The following is a 24415-nucleotide window of genomic DNA, read 5'->3' as shown; positions in this document are numbered from 1 at the left end:
TTGCAGAGCGCCCCATGAAGGCAGTGCTACTTGCCCTTGCCATGACCGCAGCCCCGGCCTTGGCCGAAGACTGGCCCTCAGCGCAGTGGCCAGTCGACAACGCCGTCATCGACTGGCAAGCCGTAGACACCTACGCCTTCGCGCCACGCGATGCCGTGCGCGGTGGCATTCGCACCGATGCGTTGTTGATCATCCGCGACGGGCGCATTCTCCATGAACGCTACGCCGAGCCGACCCGTGCCGACACACCCCACCTGACCTGGTCGGTGAGCAAGAGCGTGCTGGCCACGGTCATGGGCGTGGCTTACGGCGAGGGGCGATTCAGGCTTGATGACCCGGCTGCCCGCTATTACCCGGCCCTGCAGCGGCATGCCGGACTGCGCCTGGCCGACCTGCTGCACTGGGCCAGTGGCCTGGCCTGGCAGGAAGATTACGAATATGCGCCATTGAAGTCGTCGGTGGTGGCCATGCTCTACACCCGTGGCCGCACCGACATGGCCGCCTACACGGCCTCCAGGCCCGCTGCCAGTGCGCCTGGCACGCAGTTCGTCTACTCAAGCGGTGACAGCAACCTGCTGGCCGCCAGCCTGCGCGGCATGCTCGCACCTGAGCGCTATGCGGACTATCCCTGGCAAGCCCTGTTCACCCCACTTGGGATCGACAGTGCGGTCTGGGAGCGTGATGGCGCGGGCACTTATGTAGGTTCCTCGTACCTCTATCTCAGTGCGCGCGATCTGGCGCGCATCGGTCTGTTGATGCAGCGTGACGGGCACTGGCGCGAGCAACAGTTGCTGCCGGCCGAGTGGGTGGCGTTCAACCGCACTTTGTTCAGCGCCGCGCAGCCTGTGCCGGGTGAAGCCAACCCCGGCGGGCACTGGTGGCTCAACCAGTCATTGCCCGGCCAGCCAGTGCCGTGGCCGGATGCGCCGAGCAACACGTTCGCCGCACTCGGCCACTGGGGCCAGGCGCTCTATGTGCTGCCCACGCAAAAGCTGGTGATCGTGCGCTACGCCGATGACCGCGATGGCAGCTTCAGCCACAACGAACTGCTCAAGCGGGTGCTGGCGGCCGTCGCCGGGGAGGGGGCATGAAGCGGGTCGTGCTTCTGCTGGTACTGGCCCTGTCGGCCTGGGGCTGGCACGAGCGCCAGGCGTTGGCGGACTTCTCGGATATCCTTTCGGCCTACTCGGCGAAAGAGTACTGCTCGTGCCGGTTCGTGATGGGTTTCGCTGAGGCCTATTGCCGGGGCTATGTGCGCCAGTACCTGCCCTTGGGCCTGCTGGAAGAGGACAGCTCCCGGCGTCTGGTCACCGCCGAGGGCCTAGGTCGGCGCAACCAGGCGGCCTGGCAGGGCAACCGCGAAGGCTGCCGCTTGCTGCCGTGAAACCGTGCAGGTAAGGTTGACGGCCTTGATTCACAGGATTTCACATGTTCAAGCCGTCCCGCCTGCTGCCCGCCCTCCTGCTCGCCCTGTGCCTGCCCGCCCATGCCAACTGGCACCTGGATGGCGAGTCCTCGCGCCTGTCCTTCGTCACCGGCAAGAATGGCAATATCGCCGAGGTCAACCGTTTCCTGGTGCTGCATGGCAAGGTCGACCGCAAGGGCGCGGCCGAGGTCAGCATCGAGATGGACTCGATCAGCAGCGGCATCCCACTGCGTGACGAGCGCATGCGCGACAGCCTGTTCGCCTTCGAGCAGTTCCCCGAGGCCACGGTGCAGGCACAGATCGACCTGCGCCCGATCAACGACCTGGCCAACGGCGCGCAGCTGGAACTGCGCTTGCCGGTGAGCGTGACCCTGCACGGCCAGACCCGCAGCTACAACACCCTGCTGCTGGCCACACGCCTGGACGAGCGGCGTTTCCAGGTGGTGACGCTGGAGCCGCTGATCCTGCGCGCCTCGGCGTTCGGCCTGCTGCCGGGCCTGGAAAACCTGCGCAAGCTGGCCGGGCTCAAGTCGATCAACCCTTCGGTGCCGGTGAGCGCGGTGCTGATCTTCACCGCCCGCTGACATGCCGGGGCCGGTCTTCCCCTGGCGGGATGGCAACCAGTTCGAACTGCTGATCGACGGCCCCGAGTTCTTCCCGCGCATGCTCCTGGCGATCGTGCGTGCCGAGTTCCAGGTCGACCTGGAGCTTTACCTGGTCGAGGCCGGCGCTTGCGCCGAGGCTGTGGTCGACGCCCTGGAGCAGGCGGCTCGGCGCGGCGTGCGGGTACGCTGCCTGTTCGACGACTACGGTTCGCTGGCCTTTACCGTGTCGTTGCGCGAGCGCCTGCTGGCGGCGGGTGTCCAGCTGCGCTGGTACAACCGCCTGCGCTGGCGCCGGGGCTTGCGCAACCTCTATCGCGATCATCGCAAGCTGTTGCTGGTGGACGAGTGCTGGGCGGTGGTCGGCGGTACCGGGGTCACCGACGAGTTCTGGACACCGGATGCCGACACCAGCGAGTGGCACGAGGTGATGGTGCGCATGGAGGGGCCGATCGTCACCGACTGGCAACTCTTGTTCGACCGCCAGTGGCATGCCAACCAGCGCCGCACCGCCTGGCGCCCGCCTGAGGGCTTCGGCCTGCCGCGCCTGCCCCAGGTGCCGGCGCAGGGCCAGGGCATGGGCCGGGTGGCCTATGCCGACGCCCGCCAGCACAAGGACATCCTGCATGCGCTGGTGCGCGCGCTGAACAGCGGCCAGCGGCGTATCTGGCTGGCCACGCCGTACTTCCTGCCGACCTTCAGCGTGCGGCGCTCGCTGCGCCGTGCCGCGCAGAAGGGCATCGACGTGCGCCTGCTGCTCACCGGCCCGCGCACCGACCACCCGGCGGTGCGCTATGCCGGGCACCGCTATTACCCAAGGCTGCTGCGTGCCGGGGTGCGGATATTCGAATACCAGCCATGCTTCCTGCACCTGAAGATGGTGCTGGTGGACGACTGGGTCAGCGTTGGCTCGTGCAATTTCGATCACTGGAACCTGCGTTTCAACCTCGAGGCCAACGTCGAAGCCATCGATCCGCCGCTGAGTGCTGCTGTCGCCGCCAGCTTCGAGCGCGATTTCGCCCAGAGCCTGGAGGTCGACCTGGCGCGCTGGCATGCCCGTCCACTGTGGCGTCGGGTGCAACAGCGCCTGTGGGGCTGGCTGGACCGGCTGGTGGCCAATCTGCTGGATCGCCGCGACTAGCGACGTATATCGCCGTCACGCAAAGCAGACTATCGTGCTGGAACTGTTCCCAGACAACCGATGGAGTGGATGCGATGACGGCGAAGAAGATTCTCATGCTGGTGGGTGACTATGTGGAGGACTACGAAGTGATGGTGCCGTTCCAGGCCCTGGCCATGGTCGGCCATACCGTCCATGCCGTGTGCCCGGAGAAGATCGCCGGGCAGACGGTGCGCACGGCGATTCACGATTTCGAAGGCGAGCAGACCTACAGCGAGAAGCCCGGGCATAACTTCGCGTTGAACTACGACTTCGTTCAGGTGCGGGCCGAGAGCTATGACGCGTTGCTGATCCCCGGTGGGCGTGCGCCGGAATACCTGCGCCTGAACGACAAGGTGCTGGAGCTGGTCAAGGCGTTCGACCTGGCCGGCAAGCCGATCGCGGCGGTGTGCCATGGGGCGCAGTTGCTGGCGGCGGCAGGTGTGCTCGAAGGGCGTGAGTGCAGCGCTTATCCCGCCTGTGCGCCCGAGGTACGGCTGGCGGGCGGACGGTTCATCGATATCGCGGTGGACCAGGCCCATGTGGACGGCAACCTGGTGACGGCGCCGGCCTGGCCTGCGCATCCGGTCTGGCTCGCGGCGTTTCTCAAGGTTTTGGGAACGCGAATCCAGTAAGACGGGCGTCGCGCTTGTGCGAGCGGTCGCGTGGCAGGCGTGCAGCCTTTCGGTAGCGGTCATGGAGAAATATCTGTCGCGTAGGGAAAAGGCCACTGGGCAGTGTGGGTGCTAGTGTGGTGTTTTGCAAATACGTCCAATAACTCGCGAGCGCTTTTTGTGCTCAGGCAGGGCGTCGCGACCAGTCGTAGCCTAGCTACGGCGACGAGCGACAACGCCGCATGAGCGCAAAAAGCGCCGCGAGTTATGGTCGTTATTTGTGAAAAACACACCAGACAGAGTCCCAGCCATGGCCATCCACAGGACGACCGCCCCGCATGGAAATACGTTTGCTCCATGGCGCCGCCATAGCGCCTTACATTGATGACCTCGCGAACCTGCGGCTAACGTTGTTGCGTGAGTATCCCTATCTGCTGGACAGCTCCTTAAGCCATCAGGCGGATCACCTGGCTAGCTACGCCGAGTCGGGGCGCAGCCTTGTGGTACTGGCGCTGGACGGCAATCAGGTTGTAGGCGCCGCTACCGGCCTGCCGTTGGTGGATGCCGATCACGAGTTGCAGCAACCCTTTATCGCCCAGGGGCGCGATCCGGCATCGGTCTATTACTTTGGCGAGTCGGTATTGTTGCCGGCTTACCGTGGGCAAGGGCTGGGCGTGCGTTTCTTCATCGAGCGCGAGTCCTATGCCCACAAGCTCGTCGAGTTCGATACCTGCGCTTTCTGTACCGTGGAGCGCCCGACCGGGCATCCGCAGCGGCCAGTGGACTACAAGCCGCTGCAGGGGTTCTGGCGCAATCGGGGATTTCTCCATGAGCCCTCGATACGTACCCTTTACCGTTGGCGCGACCAGCATGAACAAGCGTCTTCGGCCAAGATCCTGTCATTCTGGCTCAAGGCGTTGCCGGCCTGATCCAGGTACCTAGCGCGGGCTCGCCGTCGCGTTCATTGCGGGGTATAGAGTTTCGGGCGGGCAATACGGTATTTCGAGCTATCCATAAAGTCGGCCTTGCTCGTCAGCCTTTCCCATGGAGAGGGCTTGTAAAGCGGTAGGTTGTTACCCCTGAACGCAAGGCCGGTCGAGCGGCTCGATTGCAACGAAGCGAGGTTTTTCAACAGCAGCTTCTCGCCGTAGGCCTCCACGGGCCTGTTCAGCGCGTTAGCGATTTTCTGAGCGGCTCCGCTTTTACCGCCCCAGCAGGCCAGCAACACGAGCTTCTGCCCCTCGGGGTAATTCATCTGGGCCAGCCGCGGTGCGATCAGGTCCCTCGCGACATTGACGGCGTCGTCAGCCAAGCCCTGGCCGTTCATCAGCATGCCGAGCGGGTGTCCATGAGTTACCAGCGCAGCATTGCCTTCACCGAACAAGCTGGGCACAAAGGCGACATCTTCGGCTCTTTTGCCGGTTCCGAAGATCACACTGGCCGGTCGCGTATTACCGCCCGGCCCCACATGATAGGGCTTGAATTGAGAGACCTTGCTGGCTGCCCGGCCAGAGGCGTTGTAAAGATCCGTCGCCAAGCGTGCGATCTTGGGCACCATGCCGACCACTGCGGCAGCGATCCCTGTGCCCAGCGATAACCAGCCCAGCGCGCTGACGGCTTTTTCGTTGGCCCCCCCGGCCTGCATGGCTATCGCAGCGGCGCCACTCCCCAGGGACATGGCGCTCAGGGCTGCCGAGCTGATGGCCAGGGCGCTGTTGGCACTGAGTGCGCCCAGACCACCGGCGAGTAATGTCGCGATGGCTGGGGCTGCGCTCCCGAGGCTGGCTACGGTAGTCGCCGCACCCAGCAAGAGTCCTGCGCTACCCAACACCCAGGCCTGCCAACTATGCCCGTCCGGATCGACCCGGTTGACCGGATCAGCGCCGCAATAGGCATAGGCGTTGAGGCCGCCCCGACCGAACGGGCTTTCACTGTCGGGCGCGAGAAAGCACATCAGCACTGGATCGTAGGGGCGGTAGCCGGCTGCCATGTAGCAGCCGGTCAGCGGCTCGCGCCGCTCGCCGGCATAACCGAAGGGTTGTAGCGAAGTGTTGTCGTGTTCGGTGCCGTGGGGGCCATAACGCAGCGGCCTTGTCGTGTCGTCGCTTTCCAGGCGCACGCTGCCTTGGCTGTCGCAGCCCAGTAAGGTGGTCTGGCGCACGCCTGCGGCGACCTTGCTCAGGCCGAAGAGGCTGTGGCCGTCGCCGACTATCTCCAGGCGCGCGTCGCCTTGTTGTTCGTGGGTCAGCTGGCTGGCGCTGAAGAAGCTGCGGTGGAGAGTGCCGTCGATGACGCGGTCGCGCAGGCGGCCATCGGGGCTGTAGCGATATTCACAGGACTTGCCGGCGTATTCCACCCGCTGCAGGCGCCCCTGGGCATCCCAGGTGAGCACGCGTCCGAGGCTGTCGGCCACCAAGCGGCCCTGGCGGTCGTAGTTCAGGTCGATCCGCGCTGGCCAGCTGGGATGGCTGTGGTCGATCGCCACGACCTGGCACGGGTCTTGGGCTGCGTAGCTGAAAGTGGCGATATCCTTGCTGCCGTCGCTGAAGGTAGTGATGACCTGGCGATAGCCATCCAGGGCGTTGAGGATGAAGCGCTGTTCGATGATGAGGTTGCCGAAGGGGTCGCGCGGCCCGCTGCCGGAGGTCGTGGTGTAGCGCACGAGGCGACCACGCGCGTCGTAGACGAAGCGCTCTTCATGTTGTGTCTTGCCGTCGTGCCAGGTGCGTGAGGTGACCTGGTCGAGTGCTGAATAGGTGAGTGTCTGGGTGAAAACCTGAGGTTTGCCATCGCCGTTGAGGGTGAAGGTGCAGGTGGCTTCACGGCCCATGGTGTCGTAGGTCAACTGTTTCTCGAGGGTGCGTGAGTTGTGTGGGTCATAAGTCGTTTCACGATGGATGCGTGAAAGGTTGTCGTAGGCGATTGTCGTGCTGACCTGACCGACGGTGACTCGCACGATCCGACCTGCTTCATCGTACAGGTGCTGGTGCTCAGTGCCGTTGGCATCGGTGAAGCCCAAGGTCTTGCCGCCCGGCGAGGTGCGCCACTGGGTACCGTGTTCGACGCCTTGCACTGTCCAGGAGTCCGCTCGTACCGCGCCGGAGGGCGTGAAATGCCAGCGCAGGATACCCAGAGCGCCATCGGCCGCGAGCGGCCGGGCAAGCTGCGGGTGGTAATGAAGGCACTCAGGTGGACCGTCCCCGCTGGTGGTGCTGAGCAAGACGTTACCTAGCTGAGGTTCATAAGTGAAAGCCACGCGCTGGCCGTCGGACAAGGTATTGGCGATTGGCGGCAGCAGTCCTGGACGATAGTGATAAACGGTGGTGCGGCCGGCTACATCGACTGAAGTTTGGCGGCCGAGGCCGTCGTAGGTCTGTTGGCCCAGAAGCAGCGGTGCGGCATTCATGCTTCGATCTCCTGCTTGGATGGTATGACGCTGATCGACTCAGGGTGAAAGTCGTCGCTGTGGCCAGCGAATTGCCAAGAAACTCGCGTACCATCGGCCAGAAGCTTTTCGATGACGCGTGAATAGTGGTCGTACCGATATTGTGTGGTAATGGCGGACGAGCCCGGTATCAGCACCTGCTCCTCGAACACGCGGTCCAGCCCATCGCGTTGCAGCTTTATCGTGCGTACCCGCTCTCCGGCGGTATCGTGATACTGCTGCTCGATCGGGCTGCCTGCGAGGTTGTATAGGGTCACCAGCCGCGGGCTGCGGAGTTCGCCCGCAGCTTGCCATTGTTCGCAGCGTTGGGTGATTGGGTCACGCAGGATATGGGTGTGTATGCCGTCGGGGGTGATGGTCAGGGCGGCTTGCCCCCAGTCGTCGAAGGCGGTGGTGGTGTTCAGGGACAGCGGGGCAGAGGAACCCTTGGTCAACCAGTCCTGGGTGGTCAGGCTTATTTGCCGGCCCAGGGCATCGAATTCACAGCGCATGATTTCAACAAAGCGACCGGGTTCGTTGTCCAGGTCCTCCAGTTCGATACGCCGGGTACGCCCGTCGCCGTCGAGCCACAGGCGCTGGCGTTGGCCGGTGACCTCCACCTGCTCGACCATCATTGGCGGCAAGGTGGTGCTACCTTGCAGAGCCGTGGCCTGCGCATCACCCAGGTGGTAACGGACCAGGCGCTCTGTCTGGTACGGGCTGCCGGTTGCATTGAGTGTGTGGACGATACGGCCAAGCTGGTCATATTCGTAACGGGTAAGGGCACCGCTTTCGCTGAGTTCCCAGGTGGTCTGGCCCGTGAGCAGAGACTGCGCGCTGCTGTGGGTCGAGCGGTTCACGTCGTCGTTCTCGAAGCCGATGACTGTGGTCCGACAGATCAGCTCTCCGTCCTGGTGCCGATAGTGGTATTCGGTAGTGGTGGGCTTGCCGTTGAGCGTCGTGATGCTTCGCTGAATTCGGCCGTTGCAGATGTCAGCTTGATCGAAGTACCTATAACAGGTCTCCTCCAGTAGGCGGTTGTCCAGCTCGTCCAGCAACTGTTCACGTTCGACGACGATATGCGCGAGGGCTCCTTCGATCAGCGAAGGGCGTTGCACATAGGTGTAGGTGCTGCTCAAGGTCGGCGCCGTGCCGTCGATCTTGCCTGGCTGGGTAATCTTCTTGCGTAAGAAACGCACCATCCCCAACGGATCCGCTGGGCAACCTTGCCCCCCTTCGGCCGGGTAGTAACAGTTGATCTCACTGATGCCAGTTGGATAGTCGACTCGGGTGGTGTTGCCGTACCTGTCGTACTGAAAAGCGGTCGTTTCGGTGCGACTGGCCCCTCGGCGGGCATGGTCTGTGTAGGTCATCGAGACCTGATGGGGGAGTTGGCAGGTACTGGATTGTTCCTCCCAGGTCTTGTCAGGTTCGATACCGTAGCGAGTATGCGTGGTGACTTCGCAATCGCCCCGTCGCAGTCTTTCCTGGAGTAGCAGATGAAAGCGGTTCCAGGTGCGGGTAATGGTCTCGAGGATCTTGCCTTGTGCATCGTTGACCGTTTCGACCACTTCGTACTGATAGTCGCTCTCGACCTGGTAGAGGTTGTCTCGTCCGTGCTCCCAGGAATACGCCTGGGCGCTGCCGAAACCAAGGAAATTGGTCGTGCCGACCCATTGGTAGTAATGAATCCGTTCGGTGTCGGGGGCGCCAGCGCCATGGATCCATGACTCGACCCGCGGCAGATGGGAGAACGGAGCGCCAGCCGGGAGCTGATGGCCGTCGGCCCCGGTCGCCCACTTGACGATGTCATGAGCACCCAGCGGGCTGTGCACGGTGGTGGGCAGCAGCAGGCGAGCGCCATTGTCCAGGGACAGGTCGTCGTACTCGATTGCGAAGGGACGCTGGATGCCGGGAACGTGGATTTCGCTGAGTCGGTCATTGCTCAGCGCCAGGCGCAATTTGAGCGCTTGCGGGGTATCCGGGTTGACGATTAGAAGGAGTTCGTCCTCCAGCTGATCCACATTCAGCAGCGCGCGCTGTTCATCACTGATTCGCTGGAGAATGAAGTGGCCGTCATTACCGTAGGGGGCCCAATCGATGAACAGGCGATGGCCCTCCGGGGAGTGCATTTCCTCAACCAGATAGCGTCCACTGTCTTCCTGCTCACGTAGGATTTCGCGTTCTCCGGACTTCTTGTCTACCCGGAAATCACCGTTGTGTTGTGGGGTGACTCGCAGCGCCGGGAGTTTTTGATCGCTGAAGGTCAGCGGCGTATCGGCTGCGAACGTGGAGGCATCTTGATCTATGGCGTACTGCTCGCCGGAGGCGAGCCTCAGGGTGTTCCGGTCGAGCTCGGACAGCCCGAGGGTCCAGCCTAGTCCATAGCCTTTGTTGACACTTGAGCCCAGCACGCTGAAGGCCAGGGTGACCGAGAGCGCCGGTCCACACAGTTGGTTGGCGGGTGGGAGCGGCAGGGAGACCGCGAGGGTGAACTGGCCGGTACGGTGGTCCACGCCGGTTTTCATGAAGTCCAGAAAATTGCTGGCTTGGGTATGTATCGAGGACATTAGTTGTTTCCTGTTGCAGGGAGAGGTCGGTGCCCCTTTTCACGGGCACCGAGTTTCCAGGAAGGTCAGGCCTGGCTCGCATTTACCTTGAAGGACACATGTTTTCCTGCCTCTGCAACAAAGAACTCGACTTCATAGCCATTGCCATGCTGGTCGATCACCTTCCAGATACTGCGCTTCGTCTGGGAGCTGCTGTAGTGACGGTTATAGAAGCGTTTGGCGTACATATGGATCAGCAGGTGTCCCGGACGCTGGTGATGGACTCGTCCCGACTCTGGAGATTTCACCGTGAATGGCTGGCCTGCCTCATAGACCGTCACCTTGCGGTGCTGGCTGTAGTCATTGGTAAGTTGGAAAGAGATCAATGCGTGATCCCAGGCGTTCATTTCATAGATAGGGTGAGACGAAGGAGTGGCCAGCGCCTCGCTTTGGACCACCATGGTTCTCGGATCGGCAAATCCGAAATAGCCGACCGATTCTTCGAATTCGTCATCCCAGTAATTCAGATTGTCGCTGGGGAGCTTGTACTTGAGGGGTGACTCGACGCTGAGTTGGAAGAGCTCCTTATGACCCAGCGCAGGGGTGATGGACTCAATGACGACCGAGGACTTGAAGGGGTCGGCATTGGTGACGAAGAGATGATCTTCATCCATCCAGATCGCCGCGTAGATAGGGCTCAGCGTGCCGCCAGGACGCATCGATGTCACATAGAAGCGTCGGTGAATGGATTTGGACGACGACGCCAGCAGTGCGCTGGGGGCACTGCCGGTGGCGTTGTGGTAGATGAATCGCTCATCGCGCTGTGTGTGCGCGTAGAGGTCCGGCTGATCCAGTACTCGAGGGGTGCCTTCGTCATCGATCTGGACCAAGGCTAGCGAGTCGAGACTTTCTCGAGAGATCGTCTGGCCGTTACGAGGTTCGAGCGTGACGGTGATCTCCACTTGTTGGCGGCCATTGGCATACACGCGACGGGAGTTGGAAGTGATATCCAGTTGGAAGCGGCGTAGCCATTGATTGGCTTTTACAGTACTGCTCATAAGGTTTGCCTCTGAAGGAAGTGAGGCTTCATTTGAGTAGGAAACTGCGCGATGAGAGCGGTATTTATTGCTGGCTGTGGGAGCCTCCATAATTTCTTGCGAGCAAAAAAAACCGCTCCTCGAGGGAGCGGCTTTTTTCTTACGGTGATGTTGAAATTACTTCACTTCCACCGCCAGGCTTTCGGCGATTTTGCTCTGCCACAGCGCAGGACCCGTGATGTGCACCGATTCACCCTTGCTGTCCACCGCGACGGTGACCGGCATGTCCTTCACCTCGAACTCGTAGATCGCTTCCATGCCCAGCTCGGCGAAGGCCAGGACCTTCGACTTGCGGATGGCCTGGGCTACCAGGTAGGCGGCGCCACCGACGGCCATCAGGTACACGGCCTTGTTGTCCTTGATCGCCTCGATGGCGGTCGGGCCACGTTCGGACTTGCCGATCATGCCCAGCAGACCGGTCTGCTCGAGGATCTGGCGGGTGAACTTGTCCATCCGCGTGGCGGTGGTCGGGCCGGCTGGGCCGACCACTTCGTCGCCGACCGGGTCGACCGGGCCTACGTAGTAGATGAAGCGACCTTTGAGATCCACCGGCAGTTCTTCACCGCGGTTGAGCATCTCGACCATGCGCTTGTGCGCGGCGTCGCGGCCGGTGAGCATCTTGCCGTTGAGCAGGATGGTCTCGCCGGGCTGCCAGCTGGCGACTTCTTCCGGGGTGATCGCGTCCAGGTTCACGCGGCGAGCGCTTGGGCCGGCTTCCCAGACGATTTCCGGGTAGGCGTCCAGCGATGGCGCTTCCAGCTCGGCCGGGCCGGAACCGTCGAGCACGAAGTGGGCGTGACGGGTAGCGGCGCAGTTGGGGATCATGCACACCGGCAGGGAGGCGGCGTGGGTCGGGTAGTCCATGATCTTGACGTCGAGCACGGTGGTCAGGCCGCCCAGGCCCTGGGCGCCGATGCCCAACTGGTTGACCTTGTCGAACAGCTCCAGGCGGATCTCTTCGATGCGGTTCTGCGGGCCACGGGCTTTCAGCTCATGGATGTCGATGGATTCCATCAACACTTCCTTGGCCATCACCGCGGCTTTCTCGGCGGTGCCGCCGATGCCGATGCCCAGCATGCCAGGCGGGCACCAGCCAGCGCCCATGGTCGGGACGGTCTTGAGCACCCAGTCGACGATCGAGTCGGACGGGTTGAGCATGGCCATCTTCGACTTGTTTTCCGAGCCGCCGCCCTTGGCCGCGACATCCACCTCGACCTTGTCGCCGGGGACGATGGAGTAGTGGATCACTGCCGGAGTGTTGTCCTTGGTGTTCTTGCGGGCACCGGCCGGGTCGGCCAGGATCGAGGCGCGCAGGACGTTCTCGGGCAGGTTGTAGGCGCGGCGCACACCTTCGTTGATCATGTCGTCGACGCTCAGGGTGGCGCCGTCCCAGCGCACGTCCATACCGACGCGCACGAACACGGTGACAATGCCGGTGTCCTGGCAGATCGGGCGGTGGCCGGTGGCGCACATGCGCGAGTTGATCAGGATCTGGGCGATCGAGTCACGCGCGGCAGGCGACTCTTCACGCAGGTAGGCCTCGTGCATCGCCTGGATGAAGTCGACGGGGTGGTAGTACGAGATGAATTGCAGGGCGTCGGCGACGCTCTGAATCAGGTCGTCTTGCTTGATCACGGTCATGCAGCGCGCTCCTCTTAAAGACGGGAACATTCGAAAAGGCATTCCGACAGTGCACACCTGTATGTCAGGAACGCCTGGCAAGGCGCCGGCTGGTCGGGCCGGCACAAAAAAGGCGCGGCAGTATACCGTGCCCCCGTCTTCGGAAACACCTGCACGTGGTCTGGACCAAGGTCGGCAGGGAAGGGGCATCCTTTTTGCTGATGACATGCGATGCTGTGGCCTCGGGAGCGCTTCGTGCTTCAGCGCCCCCCAGAAAACCTTGAATCGAATGAGAAACCTGACCATGCCCGAACTTTGCGTGGGCGAGCGCCAATGGGCAGTGCCAGGCGGCAGCAATCTACTGGATGCCCTCAACGAGGCAGGCCTGAATGTGCCCTACAGCTGCCGCGCCGGCAGCTGCCACGCCTGCCTGGTGCGCTGCCTCGATGGCCTGCCCGTGGATGCCAGGCCCGAGGCCCTGAGTGCGACCCAGCGCGACGAGGGCTGGCGCCTGGCCTGCCAGTGCTCGGTGGCCGGCGACCTGCGGGTGGCGCTGTTCGACCCGCTGCAGGATGGCCTGCCGGCCACGGTGGTTGCACGGGATTGGTTCGGCGATGTGCTGCGCCTGCGCCTGCGCCCAGGCCGGACGCTGCGCTACCAGGCTGGCCAGCACCTGGTGCTGTGGTGCGGCGACGTGGCCCGCCCCTACTCGCTGGCGAGCCTGCCGGGAGAGGATGAGGCGCTGGAGTTTCACCTGGATTGCAGTCGCCCCGGCGTGTTTTGCGACAGGGCCCGGCAGTTGCACGTAGGCGATGCATTGAGGCTGGGCGAGCTGCGCGGCGGGGCGCTGCACTACGACCCTGACTGGCAGGCGCGGCCTTTGTGGCTGCTGGCGGCGGGCACCGGGCTGGCACCCTTGTGGGGCATCCTGCGCGAGGCGCTGCGCCAGGGGCATCAGGGCGAGATTCGGCTGCTGCATGTGGCGCGCACGCCAGCCGGGCACTACCTGGCCGAGGCGTTGCAGGCGCTGGAAGGGGTAAGCGTGGAGTTGGTACTGGCCGAGCAGTTGGATGAGGCGTTGGCCGGTTTGCGCCTGGCGTCGCGCCAGACGATGGTATTGCTGTGCGGGGCGCCGGGGAGTGTCGAGCGGTTCGCCCGTCGACTGTTCATTGCCGGGGTACCGCGGAATCAGGTGTTGGCGGATGTTTTCAGCGAACACGCCTGAGGCCTGAAAGCATCGCGGGGCAAGTCGGGTTGCCCCGCGATGGCTTTTGCTGGCAGATCAGCCGACCAGCGGATCACCGACATGCAGGATCTTCATGCCGTTGGTGCCACCGATGGTGTGGTAGCTGTCACCCTTGGTCAGGATGACCCAGTCGCCTTGCTCTACGAGGCCGCGCTTGAGCAGCTCGTCGACCGCCGCCTGGCTGACCTTGTCGGCCGGCAGCGAGGCCGGGTCGAAGGCGATCGGGTAGACGCCGCGGAACATGTTGGCACGGGCCTGGGTAGCACGGTGCGGCGACAGGGCGAAGATCGGCACGTGCGAACGCAGGCGCGACATGATCAGCGGGGTGTAGCCACTTTCGGTGAGGGCGATGATCGCCTTGACGCCGGGGAAGTGGTTGGCGGTGTACATCGCCGCCAGGGCGATGGACTCGTCGCAGCGCTCGAAGGTGGTGTGCAGGCGGTGGCTGGACTTCTGGCTGGTCGGGTGCTTCTCGGCGCCCGAGCAGATACGGGCCATGGCCTGTACGGCTTCGATCGGGTAGCTGCCGGCGGCGCTTTCGGCTGACAGCATCACTGCGTCGGTGTTGTCGAGCACGGCGTTGGCCACGTCCGATACTTCGGCGCGGGTCGGCATCGGGTTCTGGATCATCGACTCCATCATCTGGGTCGCCACGATTACCGCTTTGTTGTTGCGGCGGGCGTGCTGGATGATCTTCTTCTGGATGGCGATCAACTCGGCATCGCCGATTTCCACGCCCAGGTCGCCACGGGCAACCATGACTGCGTCGGAAGCGAGGATCAACTGGTCGAGCGTCTCGTCGTCGGCGACCGCTTCGGCGCGTTCGATCTTGGCCACCAGCCAGGCGCTGCCGCCGGCTTCGTCACGCAGCTTGCGGGCGTATTCCATGTCGCTGGCGTCGCGCGGGAACGAAACGGCCAGGTAGTCCAGGTCCATTTCCGCGGCCAGCTTGATGTCGGCCTTGTCCTTCTCGGTCAGGGCCGGTGCGGTCAGGCCGCCACCTTTGCGGTTGATGCCTTTGTGGTCCGACAGCGGGCCGCCGATGATCACCACGCAGTGCAGGGCGTCTGCGGTGGCGGTTTCGACGCGCATGACCACCCGGCCGTCGTCGAGCAGCAGTTCGTCACCGACGCCGCAGTCCTTGACCAGGTCGGGGTAGTCGATGCCGACGATATCCTGGTTGCCTTCGGTCAGCGGGTGAGCGGTGGAGAAGGTGAACTTGTCACCGACTTTCAGTTCGATGCGCTTGTTGGCGAACTTGGCGATGCGGATCTTCGGACCCTGCAGGTCGCCCAGCAGCGCGACATGGCGGCCATTCTTGGCGGCGATGTCGCGGATCAGGCGGGCGCGGGCCTTGTGCTCGTCCGGGGTGCCGTGGGAGAAGTTCAGGCGTGCCACGTCCAGGCCGGCGAGGATCAGCTGTTCGATCACTTCCGGCGAGTTGCTGGCGGGGCCAAGGGTGGCGACGATTTTGGTACGGCGGATGGTCATGCACAGACTCCTATAGTGAAGCGCAGCGAAAGGCTACTCCTCAATTGCGCTGTAGTCATTGTTCCGTTGCACTACCTGTACGGTTGCGAGGGTGGCGTTTGAACGGTCGCGGTATGCTTGCAAAAGGCTGTGAAGATTTGCCGTGAAAGGCCGATACACTGCCATCAAAGGAGAATTCCCATGCGCACCCTGATCGTTTTGACCATGGCGGCCAGTGTCGTCGGCTGCACCCGCTGGTCCATGGACCACCACCTGAACAATGCCTATCGCGCCTATGACCGTGGTGACTGTGCAAAGGTGATGCTGGAGCTGTCGCAGGTCGACCGCACCAGCCGTGCCCGACCGTTCATCCACCCGGAAGTATCGCTGCTGCGTGGCCAGTGCCTGGAGCGCCAGAAGCTCTACGTCGACGCGGCGCAGACCTACCAGTACCTGATCCAGCAGTACCCGCGCAACGAATACGCCTACCGCGCTCAGGCGCGCCTGCAGACGCTGGAGAAGCTCGGCCACCTGCGTGGCAGCGAAGCGGCGGTGGCCAGCCCGGTGAACACTACACCTTGGCGTTAATCCCAAGGTGTCGATGATTTCATGTAGTCCGTCCGTCGGACTGGGCTAATCTGTTGGAGAGTTGTAACGATCATCGCCAGTACCTTGTCTTCCTGGCTCCAGGTACAGGACTTCACTGCGATCATGTTTATCGAGCGACATATAGAGCGTCATCAACTGCCTTGCGTGCTCAAGGTCTTCAACCGCTGCACCGACCAGCAGATCGGCTATCTGGGCAATGCCTCCGAAGACGGCCTGATGCTGATCAGCCAGTTGCCGGTGCTGGTGGGGCCGGACTTCGAGCTGCAACTGCGTGTTCCCCTTGCCGGCGGTGGCCTGCAGTTCATCAACCTGACCGCCAGTTGCCTGTGGTGCCGCGAAGATGAAACGCCCGGGCATTTCGATGCCGGTTTCATGTTGTTGCAGGCGCCGCAGGAATACGACGGCTTTGTCCGCTCGCTGCGCGATTTCTTCAGCTTCCGGCCCATGAACGCCTCTGCGTAACTGGCCCAGCCCTCGCGCGTGCCGTTAGACTCTGGTCGACCTTGTTACAGGAAGACCCCGTGAGCTCCAGCATCTTCTGGCACGACTACGAAACCACCGGCATCAATCCACGCTGCGACCGCCCCCTGCAGGTGGCCGGCGTGCGCACCGACCTCGATCTCAACGAGATCGAGGCGCCGATCAGCCTCTATTGCCGGCCCTCCGACGATATCCTGCCGCACCCGGCGGCCTGCCTGGTGACCGGCATCACTCCACAGCAGCTGGCCAGCCAGGGGCTGTGCGAGGCCGAATTCATGACGCGCATCCATGCGCAACTGGCCCGGCCTGGCACGTGTGGCGCCGGCTACAACACGTTGCGCTTCGACGATGAGGTCACCCGCTACAGCCTCTACCGCAACTTCTTCGACCCCTATGCCCGTGAATGGCAGGGGGGCAACAGTCGCTGGGACTTGATCGATGTGGTGCGTACGGCCTATGCGCTGCGCCCCGAGGGCATCGTCTGGCCACAGCAGGATGGGCGCACCAGCTTGCGCCTGGAGCTGTTGAGCAAGGCCAATGGCATCGACCATGGCCATGCCCACGAAGCGCTTTCCGACGTGCGGGCGACCATTGCCCTGGCCCGGTTGATTCGGGACCGGCAGCCCAGGTTGTATGACTGGTTGTTCCAGTTGCGCAGCAAGCACAAGGTCATGGAGCAGATCCGCCTATTGCAGCCCCTGGTACATGTATCCGGACGTTTCTCGGCGCAGCGCAACTATATCGGTGTGGTGTTGCCATTGGCCTGGCACCCGCGTAATCGCAACGCGCTGATCGTCTGCGACTTGCAGCAGGATAGTTCGCCGCTGCTCGAGGAGAGCGCGCAAGCATTGCGTGAGCGTTTGTACACGCGGCACGAAGATATGGCCGAGGGCGAACTACCGGTACCGCTGAAGTTGGTGCATATCAATCGGTGCCCGGTGCTGGCGCCGCTATCGGTACTGCGCCCGGCCGATCAACAACGGTTGGGGCTTGAATTGTCGGTGTTGCAGGCACAGGCGCAGCAGTTGGCCAACCAGCAAACTGTTTGGCGAGACAAGCTGGGCATCATCTATCAGGAAGAGGGCTTTGCACCCAGTGAAGATCCGGAGCAACAGTTGTATGACGGTTTCCTCGGTGACCGCGACAAACGCCTGAGCGAGCAAGTGCGGTGTACCGATCCGGCGCAATTGGCCAAGGGGCAGTGGATGTTCGATGATCCGCGCATGCCGGAATTGTTGTTCCGCTATCGGGCGCGAAACTTTTCCGACACCCTTGATGAACAAGAGCGCGCACGTTGGCATGCGTTCTGTCAGCAACGTCTTACAGACCCTGCCTTTGGTGCACCGAACACCCTGGGCGATTTCGAGCTGGCATGCCAAAGCAGCCTGCTAGACGCCAGCGAGGCGGGGCGCCAGGTACTGGAAGCCTGGCAGGGCCATATCCGACAACTGAAAGTGCAATACCAGCTTTGAAATGTGCAGATAAACAAAAACGCCGGCAACTGCCGGCGTTTTCATGTTGAAACCAATGCGCCCGTTAAGCGTATCAGTCCAGCAGGGTGGCCCAGCTTTCGACGACGTCGCCGCCCCACTTGGCTTTCCACTCTTTCAGGGTCTTGTGGTTGCCACCCTTGGTTTCAATAACCTCGCCGTTATGCGGGTTCTTGTATTGCTTGACCTTGCGTGCACGTTTGGTGCCGGTGGTCTTGACTGCGCCACGTGGCGCCTTGCTCAGTTTGCTTTCCGGATCGAGCAGCGCGATCACGTCACGCAGCGATTTACCGTTTTCGGCCATCAGCTCGCGCAGCTTCTTTTCGAACTCCAGCTCTTTTTGCAGTTTGCCGTCTTGCGACAGGTTGGCCAGACGGGCCTGAAGTTCCTTGATAGCTTCTTCGGTGGCGCGGTACTCGTTGATCAGGGACATGGTGTGTTCCTTAGTACATGTTCAGGGAGAGAGACAGTGGGGGCAATAATAGACAGACGATACTCTCAAGTAAACAATTTAAAATTGAAGACTCAATTAATAGTAGGGCATGACTTCACGGTCATTAGGTTAAGAAAAATTTACAAATTTCTTGGGGCAATGCCGATTACCTCCTTGGGAAAAAGGCTATGGACCTGTGTGATCGAGCCCTTCAGGCAAGGCGCTCAGGTAAAGATGATTACTGCGTTTTCCCCGGCAGGCCGCTAGAATATGCGCCTTTGCGAAGTTCTGGAGTCTCTCTCATGCGCACCTATCGACTGGTGATTGCCTGCCCCGACCGTGTCGGCATCGTGGCGAAAGTCAGTAATTTCCTGGCCCTCTACAATGGCTGGATCAACGAAGCCAGCCACCATTCCGACGAGCAGAGCGGTTGGTTCTTCATGCGCCATGAGATTCGCGCCGAGTCCCTGCCGTTCGGTATCGAGGCTTTCCGCGAGGCGTTCGCGCCGATCGCCGAAGAGTTCTCCATGACCTGGCGGATCACCGATTCGGCACAGAAGAAGCGCGTGGTGTTGATGGCCAGCCGCGAGTCGCACTGCCTGGCAGACCTGCTGCACCGTTGGCACACCGACGAGCTGGACTGCGAGATCCCATGCGTGATCTCCAACCACAACGACCTGCGCAGCATGGTCGAATGGCACGGTATTCCGTTCCACCATGTGCCGGTCGATCCGAAGGACAAGCAGCCGGCGTTCGCCGAGGTATCGCGCCTGGTCGAGGAGTGCGGCGCCGATGCCGTGGTGCTGGCGCGCTACATGCAAATCCTGCCGCCGCAGCTGTGCCAGGCATACGCGGAAAAGGTCATCAACATCCACCACAGCTTCCTGCCGTCGTTCGTCGGCGCCAAGCCTTATCACCAGGCGGCGCTGCGTGGCGTGAAACTGATCGGCGCGACCTGCCACTACGTGACCGAGGAGCTCGACGCCGGCCCCATCATCGAGCAGGACGTGGTACGGGTCAGCCATGCCGACAGCATCGAGGACATGGTCCGTTTCGGCCGCGATGTGGAGAAGATGGTCCTGGCCCGTGGCTTGCGCTATCACCTCGAAGACCGCGTCCTGGTGCATGGCAACAAGACCGTGGTGTTCAACTGAGTCGAGGGCCGGTGCATGGCGGATCCACGTGACAAGGCCGGCGCCTCGGCGCCAGCGACCTTGGGCGAGGGGTGCCTGGCCCGCTTCGATCCCGAGTCCCTGAGCGACGAAGACGGCACTGAGTTCCCTGGTGCTGTCGAACTCTGGGGGCGGCTCAACCCGTCTGTCGGCGCCGACGATCCAGCAATGGCCGCGCCAGCAGATATAGAAACACCGGCCCCCCGGCCAACAGATAGAAATAGTAGGTAACCGCGCGCCAGATCAGAATGGCCGCGGCTGCCGTCGAACTGCCCACCAGCGGTGACAGCAAGGTCGCCGAAGTCAGCTCCGCCGCGCCGGCGCCGCCCGGCAGCAGGCTGAACTGCCCCGCGCTGAGCGACAGCATCTGCACCAGGAAGCTCGGAATCCACGCCAGCTCCACGCCCAATCCGCGCAACACCAGGTACAGCACGCTATAGCGCAGGCACCAGTGCGCGCAGGTCAGGAAGAACACCGCAGCCAGTGTGCGCCGTGGCATGCGCCAGGTATCGCCCAGGGCATGGATGAAGCGCAGCACTTTGCGTGCCCAGCGTCGCCGCCGTGCCGGTGACATGCCCAGGCGCCGCAACAGCCGGCCATTGCCGCGCATCACCCCGCGTCGATAACGCAGCAGCAGGACGATTCCCGCCAACGCGGTGCACAAGAGCAACGCGCTGCCCATCAACATTTGCGTCTGGCTGTGGCCGAGCCTGTGGAACAGGGCGTACGCGGCTATCGCCAGCATGGCGCAGAAGAAGAACAGCAGGTCGCTCAACTGGTCCATGGCGAACACCGCGCCGCTAAGCGAAGGCGCGATACGCTCGCGTTTCAGCAGGGTCATCAGCGTCAGTGGGCCCCCCGTCCCGCCAGGAGTGGTACAGATGGCGAACTCGGTGGCCATGACTACTCCCAGGCTGCGGAGCCGGCCCACCCGGGCGCCCTGTTCGCCGAGCAGCAGGCGCAGGCGCAGGGCATTGAGCGTCCAGCACAGCAGGATCATGCCCAGCAGCAGCGCCATCAGGCCGGGGGCGAAGGATTGCAGGCGTGGGAGCAAATCGCGGCCGCCCAGCAGGGCGGGCACTGACACTGCCAGCAGCAATGCCAGGCCTAGCCAGCCCAGGCGACTCATGGCGCGGCCTGGCGCTCCAACCAGGCCGACTTGGTCAGTGGCTCACGTCCCTGCGCCAGCAATTGCTGCAAGGTCTCGAGCCAGTAATTGCGTGAGCTGGCGTGGCGCATGTCCACCGGATGCAGGCCCAGGCGCAGAGTATCGGCCTCGCGCCAGCGCCGGCACTGCCAGTCACTGACTACCTTGGACAACCCTCGTCTCCAGGCGCTGCGGGCACTCCATACCAGCCCCGGGGCATCAAAGGCGGTGAAGTCCGGCAGCCGGTACAGGTGCCTTGGGGTACTGGTGTAGCGCAGCGGCAGCTGGCGCAGCGCCTGGCGCGTGCCTTCGCTCATCAGCCAGGCGGGGGCGACGAACCCCGCCACTGGCCAGCCCTGTTGCCCGAACAATGCCAGCCCGGCTTGCAGGCGCTGAAGTGCGCTGGCCTGTTCCAGGCCGTGGAACTCACCTTCGTGGGTGTAGATCCGGCGCATGAAATATTCGCGCGGCCCGCGTGGCGCCGGACCGTCGTCGGCATGGTAGTAGCCGTGCAGGGCCAGTTCGTCGCCACGGGCCAGGCGTCGGTCGAGCAGGCGACAGAAGGTGGGCGAATGCGTGAGCGGATTGCGGTGGTGGAAATCCGGCACCACCAGCCAGGTCATGGGCACGTCCCCCAAGTCATCGATCGCCTGGACGAAGGGCTGGTAGTCCGGCCAGGTTTCCGGCGCCACGTCGTGCAGCACCAGCATCAGGCTGCGTCGGGTGGAGGCGGGCTCAGCCATGGGCGCGCACCGGTAGCGGGTGGCCCAGCACCGCCTGGTAATGCTGGAGCAGGCCACTGACCACGTTGTCCCAGCTGTAATGGCGTTCCACGTGGCGACGCGCCTGGCTGCCAAGCTGGCGCACGCCGTGGTCGAAGACTTCGCGCACGGCGGCGGCCATGGCGCGGCCGTCGTTAGGTGGGCACAGGCGGCCGCACTGTTCGTTGACGATTTCGCCGAAGGCGCCAGCGTGCACGGCCACCACGGGCGTGGCACTGGCCATGGCCTCGAGAATGACCAGGCCGAAGGTTTCCTGGTCGCCGGCGTGCACCAGCAGGTCGGCGCTGGCCAGTAGCCGAGCGACTTCATCGGGGGGGCAGAAGTGGTCGATCACGCTGACATTGTCTGGCACCCCGATCGGCATGTTCGAGCCCACCAAAAGCAGGTGATAGGGCTGCCCGAGTGCCTGCATGCAGTCGAGCAGTACCGGCAGGTTCTTTTCCCGCGAGCCACGGCCGGCAAACACCAGCAGTCGACTGGTATCGGCGATGCCCAGTTCGCGACGCAGGCCGGGGTCGCGCTTGTCAGGGTGAAATTGCATCAGGTCCACCCCCAGGCGTTGCACATGCACATTCTCGACCCCCAGCCTGCGCAACTTGTCGGCCATCACCTGGCTGGGCGCGAGTACCCGGTCGAAATGTCCGTAGAGCTTGCTGACATAGGCCTCGACATTGGGGGTGAACCAATTGCCCATGCGGTTGCTCACCAGCAGCGGCAGGTCGGAGTGATAGAAGCCGATCACCGGGACATCGAGCTTGCGCCGCGCTTCCAGGGCCGCCCAGGCGGTGAGGTAGGGGTCGCCGACTTCGATCAGGTCGGGCTGCAGACGACGCAGCTCCTTGCACCAAGGGGCCAGGCGCACCGGGAAACGGTAGCCGTTGCCGAAGGGTAGGGGCGGCGCGGGAACATGGTAGACGCCATTGGTCTGGCTGGCGCTGGCGCCGGGAATCAACAGGCTGTGGCGAACGCCGGACATGGCGTCGAGGCGGCGGTGTTTGGCATCAAGATAGGTTCTTACCCCGCCGCTGGCCGGGGCATAGAACATGGTGATGTCGGCGATGTGCACGATCAGCATCCCTCCGGGATCGTCCTCGGGTGTGTCACCAGGCGGCACTGGGCCGGCGATGACGCGCCTTAGGGTTGACCTACTTGAAGGATAGTTTGTTCGATCGAGGTTTGGCGCGGCCCGCTCCCACTGCAAATGTGGGAGCGGGCGCAGGGTCAGATGCGGAAGCTGCCGACCAAGTGCTTGAGGCGACCGGCCTGCTGTTCCAGGTCCGAACAGGCGCGCAGGGTGGCCTGCAGGTTCTCGACGCCTTCCTGGTTGAGCATGTTGATCTCGTTGATGTCCATGTTGATCGAGTCGACCACGGCGGTCTGCTCTTCGGTGGCGGTGGCCACCGACTGGTTCATGCCGTCGATCTCGCCGATACGCTGGGTGACGCTGCCCAGGCGCTCGCCGGCCTGGTTGGCGATGTCCATGCTGTCCTGGCTGTGACGCTGGCTCTGGCCCATGGTGTCGACCGACTCGCGAGCGCCAACCTGCAGCTCTTCGATCATGGTCTGCACCTGTTGCGCCGACTCCTGGGTGCGGTGCGCCAGATTGCGTACCTCGTCGGCGACCACGGCGAAGCCGCGCCCGGCCTCACCGGCGCGTGCAGCCTCGATGGCGGCGTTGAGGGCGAGCAGGTTGGTCTGCTGGGAAATGCTGGTGATCACCTCGAGGATCTGGCCGATGTTCACGGTCTTGTTGTTCAGCGTCTCGATATGCTCGCTGGAGGTGACGATCAGGTCCGAAAGGCGGTTCATCGCATCGATGTTGCGCTGCACCACCTGCTGGCCTTCCTCGGCCAGCAGCCGCGCGGAGCTGGCATGCTGCGAGGCCTGGGCGGCATTGCCGGCGATCTCCTGGGCGGCGGCACCGAGCTGGTTGATGGCGGCGGCGACGCTGTTGGTGCGATTGGACTGCTCGTCGGAGTTGGCCATCGACGAGTTCGAGGCGCTGATCACGCGCAGCGCCACTTCGTTGACCTGCTCGGTGGCCGATGACACCTCGCGGATCGAACCGTGGATGCGTTCGACGAAGCGGTTGAAAGCGGTGCCGAGAATGCCGAATTCGTCGTGGTTGTGAATTTCCAGGCGGCGGGTCAGGTCGCCTTCGCCTTCGGCGATGTTCGACATGGCGCGGGTCATGGTGTGCAGTGGCTGCATCAGCACGCGGATCAACAGCCCGAGCAGGGCGATGATGATCACCACCGCCACCACTGTGGCAATCACTGCCGAGGTGCGGAAGGTGCTGAGCATCGAAAATGCCTTGTCCTTGTCCACCGACAGGCCGATGTACCAGTTGGCCGATGGCAGGCCTTTGACCGGGGTGAAGGTCAGCAGGCGGGTTTCGCCATTGAGGGTGACTTCGGTCAGGTCGCGGGACAGGCGAGGGGTGTTCTGCGGGAACAGGTCTGTCAGCGATTTCATCACCAGGCTCTTGTCCGGGTGCACCAGGATCTTGCCCTGGTCGTTGACCAGGAAGGCATAGCCCATGCCGCCGAAGTTCAGCGAGTTGATGATCTCCACCAGGCCGTCGAGGGCCAGGTCGCCGCCGACCACGCCAACCGAGCGCGACGCAGTGCTGATGATCGAGATGACCATCTTGTTGGTGGCCATGTCGATGTAGGGCTCGGTGAGGATCGGGCCGCTGGCGTTCAGGCCGTCCTTGTACCACGGGCGCACGCGCGGATCGTAGCCGTCGGGCATCTTGGTGTCGGGGCGCACGGTGAAGGTGCCGTCGGGCTGGCCCAGGTAGATGGTCAGGAAGCTCGAGGTGAGCGCGCTCTGGCCCAGCAGGGTGCCGGTGTTCTGTGGGAACTGGGCGAGGTTCTGGGCGACGTTGTCGACCAGTTTGATGCGCCCTTCGAACAGGTTGCGGATGTTGGTGGAGGTAGACTCGCCCATCTCGGCCAGGTAGTTCTCCAGGTCTTCGCGAATGGCGTTACGCTGGAGATAGTCGTTGTACAGGGTGAACAGGCTGAAGGCGAGTATCACGATCAGTGATGCCGCCAGAAGAATCTTGTGGCTGAAACGAAGGCTTTTGTTCA

At 63.0% G+C, this 24415-nt stretch carries 20 protein-coding genes and 2 pseudogenes; 11 read left to right on the top strand and 11 right to left on the bottom strand.

Features of this window, described 5'->3' with window-relative positions; translation table 11 throughout:
- The first annotated feature begins 14 nt into the window (after window positions 1–14).
- From AC3WL2_RS14920 to AC3WL2_RS14895, 6 genes are all read left to right on the top strand, one after another.
- Window positions 15–1091, top strand: a complete 1077-nt coding sequence (locus AC3WL2_RS14920) for a serine hydrolase domain-containing protein (protein WP_102682797.1) — start codon at window positions 15–17, stop codon at window positions 1089–1091.
- Entirely contained in the window at window positions 1088–1384 is a 297-nt protein-coding gene (locus AC3WL2_RS14915; RefSeq protein ID WP_102682796.1) for an amidase, read from the top strand. The genes AC3WL2_RS14920 and AC3WL2_RS14915 overlap by 4 nt, the downstream gene beginning before the upstream one ends.
- 44 nt (window positions 1385–1428) lie before the next feature.
- Window positions 1429–2010 (top strand): YceI family protein, encoded by a 582-nt coding sequence (locus AC3WL2_RS14910; RefSeq protein ID WP_102682795.1) that lies wholly within the window; start codon window positions 1429–1431, stop codon window positions 2008–2010.
- A gap of 1 nt (window position 2011) precedes the next feature.
- Window positions 2012–3169: a phospholipase D-like domain-containing protein gene (locus tag AC3WL2_RS14905; RefSeq protein WP_102682794.1), complete on the top strand. Its 1158-nt coding sequence runs from the start codon at window positions 2012–2014 to the stop codon at window positions 3167–3169.
- A gap of 74 nt (window positions 3170–3243) precedes the next feature.
- A complete protein-coding gene (locus AC3WL2_RS14900; RefSeq protein ID WP_102682793.1) occupies window positions 3244–3822 on the top strand; it encodes a DJ-1/PfpI family protein in 579 nt (192 codons plus the stop codon).
- A gap of 317 nt (window positions 3823–4139) precedes the next feature.
- Window positions 4140–4730 carry a GNAT family N-acetyltransferase gene (locus tag AC3WL2_RS14895; RefSeq protein WP_102682792.1) on the top strand — a complete coding sequence of 197 codons (591 nt, stop codon included), beginning with the start codon at window positions 4140–4142 and terminating at the stop codon, window positions 4728–4730.
- A 32-nt stretch (window positions 4731–4762) separates the two neighbouring features.
- Here the strand turns inward: AC3WL2_RS14895 and AC3WL2_RS14890 are convergent, their stop codons facing one another.
- The 4 genes from AC3WL2_RS14890 to AC3WL2_RS14875 all read right to left on the bottom strand — a co-directional run bounded on the left by AC3WL2_RS14890 (window position 4763) and on the right by AC3WL2_RS14875 (window position 12512).
- Entirely contained in the window at window positions 4763–7207 is a 2445-nt protein-coding gene (locus tag AC3WL2_RS14890; RefSeq protein WP_102682791.1) for an RHS repeat domain-containing protein, read from the bottom strand.
- Window positions 7204–9795 (bottom strand): RHS repeat domain-containing protein, encoded by a 2592-nt coding sequence (locus tag AC3WL2_RS14885; RefSeq protein WP_102682790.1) that lies wholly within the window; start codon window positions 9793–9795, stop codon window positions 7204–7206. Before AC3WL2_RS14885 ends, AC3WL2_RS14890 begins: the two co-directional genes overlap by 4 nt.
- Window positions 9796–9860: 65 nt before the next feature.
- Window positions 9861–10832 (bottom strand): hypothetical protein, encoded by a 972-nt coding sequence (locus AC3WL2_RS14880; protein ID WP_102682789.1) that lies wholly within the window; start codon window positions 10830–10832, stop codon window positions 9861–9863.
- 156 nt (window positions 10833–10988) lie between these two features.
- The gene (locus tag AC3WL2_RS14875) at window positions 10989–12512 is read right to left on the bottom strand and encodes a fumarate hydratase (protein WP_102682788.1); all 1524 of its coding nucleotides are present in this window, start codon (window positions 12510–12512) and stop codon (window positions 10989–10991) included.
- A gap of 283 nt (window positions 12513–12795) precedes the next feature.
- Here AC3WL2_RS14875 and AC3WL2_RS14870 point away from each other — a divergent pair, with 283 nt between their 5' ends.
- Window positions 12796–13716, top strand: a complete 921-nt coding sequence (locus tag AC3WL2_RS14870; RefSeq protein WP_102682787.1) for an iron-sulfur-binding ferredoxin reductase — start codon at window positions 12796–12798, stop codon at window positions 13714–13716.
- Between the two features lie 57 nt (window positions 13717–13773).
- On the opposite strand, the gene pyk is transcribed toward AC3WL2_RS14870, so the two are convergent.
- Window positions 13774–15228 carry a pyruvate kinase gene (gene pyk / locus AC3WL2_RS14865; protein ID WP_023631128.1) on the bottom strand — a complete coding sequence of 485 codons (1455 nt, stop codon included), beginning with the start codon at window positions 15226–15228 and terminating at the stop codon, window positions 13774–13776.
- Window positions 15229–15408: 180 nt separating this feature from the next.
- Between pyk and AC3WL2_RS14860 the strand changes: the two genes are divergently transcribed.
- The 3 genes from AC3WL2_RS14860 (at window position 15409) to sbcB (ending at window position 17768) form a co-directional block, all read left to right on the top strand.
- Window positions 15409–15795 carry a tetratricopeptide repeat protein gene (locus AC3WL2_RS14860; protein ID WP_023631127.1) on the top strand — a complete coding sequence of 129 codons (387 nt, stop codon included), beginning with the start codon at window positions 15409–15411 and terminating at the stop codon, window positions 15793–15795.
- Window positions 15796–15918: 123 nt separating this feature from the next.
- Window positions 15919–16278 carry a PilZ domain-containing protein gene (locus AC3WL2_RS14855; protein WP_046856935.1) on the top strand — a complete coding sequence of 120 codons (360 nt, stop codon included), beginning with the start codon at window positions 15919–15921 and terminating at the stop codon, window positions 16276–16278.
- A 59-nt stretch (window positions 16279–16337) separates the two neighbouring features.
- Complete coding sequence (gene sbcB, locus AC3WL2_RS14850; RefSeq protein ID WP_102682786.1) at window positions 16338–17768, top strand: exodeoxyribonuclease I; 1431 nt, start codon at window positions 16338–16340, stop codon at window positions 17766–17768.
- 73 nt (window positions 17769–17841) lie between these two features.
- Here the strand turns inward: sbcB and mvaT are convergent, their stop codons facing one another.
- Window positions 17842–18219 (bottom strand): histone-like nucleoid-structuring protein MvaT, encoded by a 378-nt coding sequence (gene mvaT / locus AC3WL2_RS14845; protein ID WP_028690229.1) that lies wholly within the window; start codon window positions 18217–18219, stop codon window positions 17842–17844.
- Window positions 18220–18521: 302 nt separating this feature from the next.
- Here mvaT and purU point away from each other — a divergent pair, with 302 nt between their 5' ends.
- Window positions 18522–19373 (top strand): formyltetrahydrofolate deformylase, encoded by an 852-nt coding sequence (gene purU / locus AC3WL2_RS14840; protein ID WP_046856933.1) that lies wholly within the window; start codon window positions 18522–18524, stop codon window positions 19371–19373.
- A gap of 154 nt (window positions 19374–19527) precedes the next feature.
- On the opposite strand, the gene gpgF is transcribed toward purU, so the two are convergent.
- The 5 genes and pseudogenes from gpgF to AC3WL2_RS14815 form a co-directional block, all read right to left on the bottom strand.
- Window positions 19528–20520, bottom strand: a complete 993-nt coding sequence (gene gpgF / locus AC3WL2_RS14835) for a glucosaminyl phosphatidylglycerol flippase (protein WP_102682784.1) — start codon at window positions 20518–20520, stop codon at window positions 19528–19530.
- On the bottom strand, window positions 20517–21281 hold the full coding sequence (gene gpgD / locus AC3WL2_RS14830; protein WP_102682783.1) for an N-acetylglucosaminyl phosphatidylglycerol deacetylase: 765 nt from the start codon (window positions 21279–21281) through the stop codon (window positions 20517–20519). Before gpgD ends, gpgF begins: the two co-directional genes overlap by 4 nt.
- On the bottom strand, window positions 21274–22395 hold the full coding sequence (gene gpgS / locus AC3WL2_RS14825) for an N-acetylglucosaminyl phosphatidylglycerol synthase (RefSeq protein ID WP_102682782.1): 1122 nt from the start codon (window positions 22393–22395) through the stop codon (window positions 21274–21276). Before gpgS ends, gpgD begins: the two co-directional genes overlap by 8 nt.
- Window positions 22396–22541: 146 nt before the next feature.
- A pseudogene (locus tag AC3WL2_RS14820) lies at window positions 22542–23138 on the bottom strand (methyl-accepting chemotaxis protein); the annotation flags it as partial.
- A 261-nt stretch (window positions 23139–23399) separates the two neighbouring features.
- Window positions 23400–24272: pseudogene (locus AC3WL2_RS14815) on the bottom strand (cache domain-containing protein); the annotation flags it as partial.
- Between the last annotated feature and the right edge of the window lie 143 nt (window positions 24273–24415).

Source organism: Pseudomonas sp. FW305-96, from assembly GCF_058783825.1.
Note: the sequence above shows the minus strand (reverse complement) of the source record. Positions and strands in the feature narration are given on the sequence as shown.